4 protein-coding genes are annotated in these 3,620 nt (G+C 71.9%); 1 reads left to right on the forward strand and 3 read right to left on the reverse strand.

Annotated features, from left to right (window positions below; translation table 11 throughout):
- Positions 1–212: 212 nt before the first annotated feature.
- The gene (locus E4099_RS30410) at positions 213–515 is read right to left on the reverse strand and encodes a hypothetical protein (RefSeq protein ID WP_135342327.1); all 303 of its coding nucleotides are present in this window, start codon (positions 513–515) and stop codon (positions 213–215) included.
- Between the two features lie 173 nt (positions 516–688).
- Between E4099_RS30410 and E4099_RS30415 the strand changes: the two genes are divergently transcribed.
- Positions 689–1,255 carry a GNAT family N-acetyltransferase gene (locus E4099_RS30415; RefSeq protein ID WP_135342328.1) on the forward strand — a complete coding sequence of 189 codons (567 nt, stop codon included), beginning with the start codon at positions 689–691 and terminating at the stop codon, positions 1,253–1,255.
- A gap of 236 nt (positions 1,256–1,491) precedes the next feature.
- Here the strand turns inward: E4099_RS30415 and E4099_RS30420 are convergent, their stop codons facing one another.
- On the reverse strand, positions 1,492–2,694 hold the full coding sequence (locus tag E4099_RS30420; RefSeq protein ID WP_135342329.1) for a L,D-transpeptidase: 1,203 nt from the start codon (positions 2,692–2,694) through the stop codon (positions 1,492–1,494).
- A gap of 58 nt (positions 2,695–2,752) precedes the next feature.
- Entirely contained in the window at positions 2,753–3,595 is an 843-nt protein-coding gene (locus E4099_RS30425) for a hypothetical protein (protein WP_135342330.1), read from the reverse strand.
- Positions 3,596–3,620 lie beyond the last annotated feature (25 nt).

Genomic DNA, 3,620 nt, shown 5'->3' on the forward strand with positions numbered 1-3,620 from the left:
CCCCCACAACAGATACGCCGGCGGTCCTGGTGCTCTCTCCCCCCTTGACACCAGGGCCGCCGGTCTACGCCCGCCCCGCGCCCCACTTCCAGGCAGTGGGGGGCCGGCCTACCGTCCACCCCGCGTCCCCTCGCAGGGAGTGGCGCGGCCGGCCCGGTCGAACCGGAGCTGTCGCAGCTGCCTCCTTGAGGGTGGGTGGTGGGCGGTGCGGGTCAGCTCCTGCGGTCGGCGGCCGCCCAGGAAGCGACCGCCATCACTCCCGCCACGGCGAACACCGAGGGCCAGGCACCCAGCTTCTTGGCCAGCGGATGCGATCCGGCGAAGGCGGCGACATACAGTCCGCTCAGCGCTGCCGCCGTACTCGTCCCGGCCTTCTCCTGCCAGCCGCGGGCGGCCACCGCCCCGGCCGCGGCCAGCGCCACGCCGCCCAGCGGTCGCTTCTTCGTCCAGCGGGCGACGCCGTACCCGCCGACGAGCCCGCCCGCGGCCACCACTCCTGCGGGAACCCCAGCCATCTGCACTACCTCCACCTGCGTACGGATCCACGGTCCTGGCTATTCGATCGCATCCAGCGCCGTATTTCTCCACGAGACGGTCACGAACTGCCCCTGTTCGCGCAACAGTGCTCGGTGCCCGAAACCATCCCCTCCCGGCGTCGTCCGGCTTCCCTCCCTCATACCGTGGCGAGATGACGCCGCCCTCGTACACCTACCGGCCGCTTGCCCGGACGGATCACAGTCGACTCGCCGCCCTGGACAGCTCCTTCACCACCGACACCCGGTACGTGGTGACCGCCACCCCGGCCGGTTTCACTGTCCGGCCCGTCCCGCTGGATCCACCGCTGACCAAGCACTTCCCGGACGAGGACGACGAACCGGCCGAGTACACGGTGGTCGCCCTGGAGGGTGACCGGGTCTGCGGTGCCATCGCCGTCGACTACGAGGCATGGAACCACCGCCTCGCCATCCGCGACATCGCCGTCGCACCCGCCCACCGGGGTCGCGGGATGGGCCGCGGGCTGATGGCCCAGGCGCTTGCCTACGGCCGGTCCCGCGGCGCCCGTACCGCCTGGCTGGAGGTCACCGACCTCAACGCCCCGGCCATTCGCGCCTACCAGCGCATGGGCTTCACCTTCTGCGGCCTGGACACCAGCCTCTATATCGGCACCGCCTCGGAGGGAGAGACGGCGCTGTTCATGAGCAAGGCCCTGGGGGACGGAGCCGAGGACGGGGACGGGGACGGCCAGAAGGCCTGAGGAGTCCCCGGCGGGGCCGGTCCCGTGGTCCCGGCCGGGCTCGGTCCCGTGGTCCCGGCTGGTAGGTCGTCCCCCGGCCGACTCCTGGACGATGCTCCCCGATCGGGCACGCGGGCCTGACCAGGGGGTCCGGTCTCGGTCAGACCAGGGCCTGACCGAGACCGGACCAGCGCCGGGCCGGAGAGGTCACCGGGCCCGCGGGCGTGCGGCCACCGGGCAGGTGGCCGCGAGTCCGCTCAGCGGAGTGCGCTGAGCCGCTGCCACTGCTCGTAGCTGGGGTTCCAGTCGCCGTAGCCGTTTCCGGTGGGGACGGTCTGCCGGGTGGAACCGGTGACCTCGACCAGGTCACCGCGCACGGCCCGCTCGTAGAACCACTTGCCATCGGCCTCGGACATGCCGACGCAGCCATGGCTCTGATTGGAGCGGCCGAAGTATCCGAGGCCCTCGTTCCACGGGGCGGCGTGGGCGTAGGTGCCGCTGGTGGTGAGGTGGACCGCCCAGGGGACGTCCTCGCTGTAGGGATCGGCTATGCCCACCGACTCATTGGTCATGTGGACCATGGGGGCCTTGTCGAGGACCACCATGGTGCCGTTCCAGGTCGGGTAGGAGGGGGAACCGCCGGATATGGGGATGGTGCGGATCTTGGTGCCGTCCTCGTAGACGGCCATGGTGTGCTTGACCAAGTCGACCTTGGAGACGCGGACCGTGCCCACGGTGAAGTTGCTGGTCACATCGCGACGCAGATAGCGGCCCTGACCGGTGTCCACCCCGCTGAGCCTGGCGTGCAGGGTGACCTTGGTGCCCTTGGCCCAGTAGGACTTCGGACGCCAGTCGACGCGCTCGGTGCCGGTGAGCGGGTCACGCACCCAGCCCCAGGAGCCTTCGGTGCGCGGGGAGGTGGTCACCGAGAGCCGGCGCTCCACGGCCGCCTTGTTCCGCACGGGGTGGTCGAAGGCGACGGAGACCGGCTGGCCGGCGCCGACCACCGCGTCGCGGGTGGGGGTGACGGTGACGCCGTTGAACGACCGGGCCGGGCGGACCTCGAGCTGGGCCTGGCGGTTGGTGCGCTCGCCGGCCGCGTTGGTCGCCGTGACCCGCACCGTGTAGTGGGCGCCCGGCGTCATGGTGCGGGCGGAGTGCCAGCTCTTTCTGCCCTTGGTCCAGGTGCCGGTGACCGGGACCGCACCGCTGCTGCCGGAGGTCATCTCCACCGAGGTGAGGGTGCCGCCCTCTACATCGACCTTGACGGTGCTGTCCGGAGCTATGGCCCCGGTGCCGCCGGTCGGGGTGACGGAGATCCGGGCCGGCCCGGCGTCGGCCGGGGACACCGAGGAGCCTGATGCGGGGCTGCCCGCGGAGGAGCAGCCGGCGAGGGCGGTCAGTGCCAGGGCCGATGCCACCAGCAGCGGGGTCTGACGTACGGGACGGGGGAATCGCACAGCGGGCCTCTTGAGTGGGTCGCGGGATGGTGGAGGTCGTGGGGTCGGGACGCGGGGGTCAGCAAGCCTTCCGCCCCGCTTCCGGATCGGGCTCGTACGGCGGGGGAGAGGAGGCCGCGGTGGGGTGGAGCCGCCACAGCGCCACCGATGTGCAGTACGTGGTCAGGTCGTCCGCGGATTCGGCGGAGAAGCCCTCCAGCTCCTTTGCCTGGAGGATGCCGAGCTTGCTGCCGGCGCGCATCAGGACCACCTGGATGCCGTGCGGCGCGTTGTCGGATGACCAGGCGAAGGTCTTCACCATGGGGTTGCCCGCCGAGCCGCTTCGCTCGTGTGCGGGAAAGCCGATCTGGTGCAGGCCGCACTCGGAGACGAGGGCCTTCTCCAGCGCGGTGAAGACCTGGGCGGCCTTCTGCTCCTGTGCATAGGCGTTGATGGTGTGCCGGGCCTGCTGACCCTCCTGCCGCCCGGAGTAGCTCCGGGAACGCTGTTCCACCGGGCGGGGTGTCCGCGCCGTGTCGAGGCCGGTCAGCCGGCACTTGCCGGGCAGGTCCAGGAGCGGGGCGGTGACGGTGTCGGTGGAACCGTCGGCCTTCCAGCGCGCGGACCGCTCGAAGGGCACCGCGCTGGCTGGCAGCAGAGCCGAGGCCGGGATGTCGTGGGCGGTCTTCGGCGCCGTCGGCGGAGCCGCGGGCAGGGTGCGGGGCGGGCCGTGGTCGGGCAGCAACTGCCAGGAGCCGAGGGTGAGTGCGGTCGCGGTGAACACCGCCGAGGCGGCGATGGACGCCCGCCTGCGCACCCGGCGCCGTTGGCCCCTGGTCCGTGCGGCCTCCGGGCCGGCCAGGCGTATCGAGGGCTCGGCGGCGCGTACCAGGTCGTGCAGCCGCTCTTCCAGGTCAACCATGGGTGGGCACCTCCTTGGGTGGGCG

Source organism: Streptomyces palmae, assembly GCF_004684805.1.
GTDB classification, from domain to species: domain Bacteria; phylum Actinomycetota; class Actinomycetes; order Streptomycetales; family Streptomycetaceae; genus Streptomyces; species Streptomyces palmae.

What these genes read in the sequence shown, in the direction of transcription:
- E4099_RS30425 (WP_135342330.1), bottom strand. Translation starts at nt 3,595, where the DNA reads ATGGTTGACCTGGAAGAGCGGCTGCACGACCTGGTACGCGCCGCCGAG.
- E4099_RS30410 (WP_135342327.1), bottom strand. Translation starts at nt 515, where the DNA reads ATGGCTGGGGTTCCCGCAGGAGTGGTGGCCGCGGGCGGGCTCGTCGGC.
- E4099_RS30415 (WP_135342328.1), top strand. Translation starts at nt 689, where the DNA reads ATGACGCCGCCCTCGTACACCTACCGGCCGCTTGCCCGGACGGATCAC.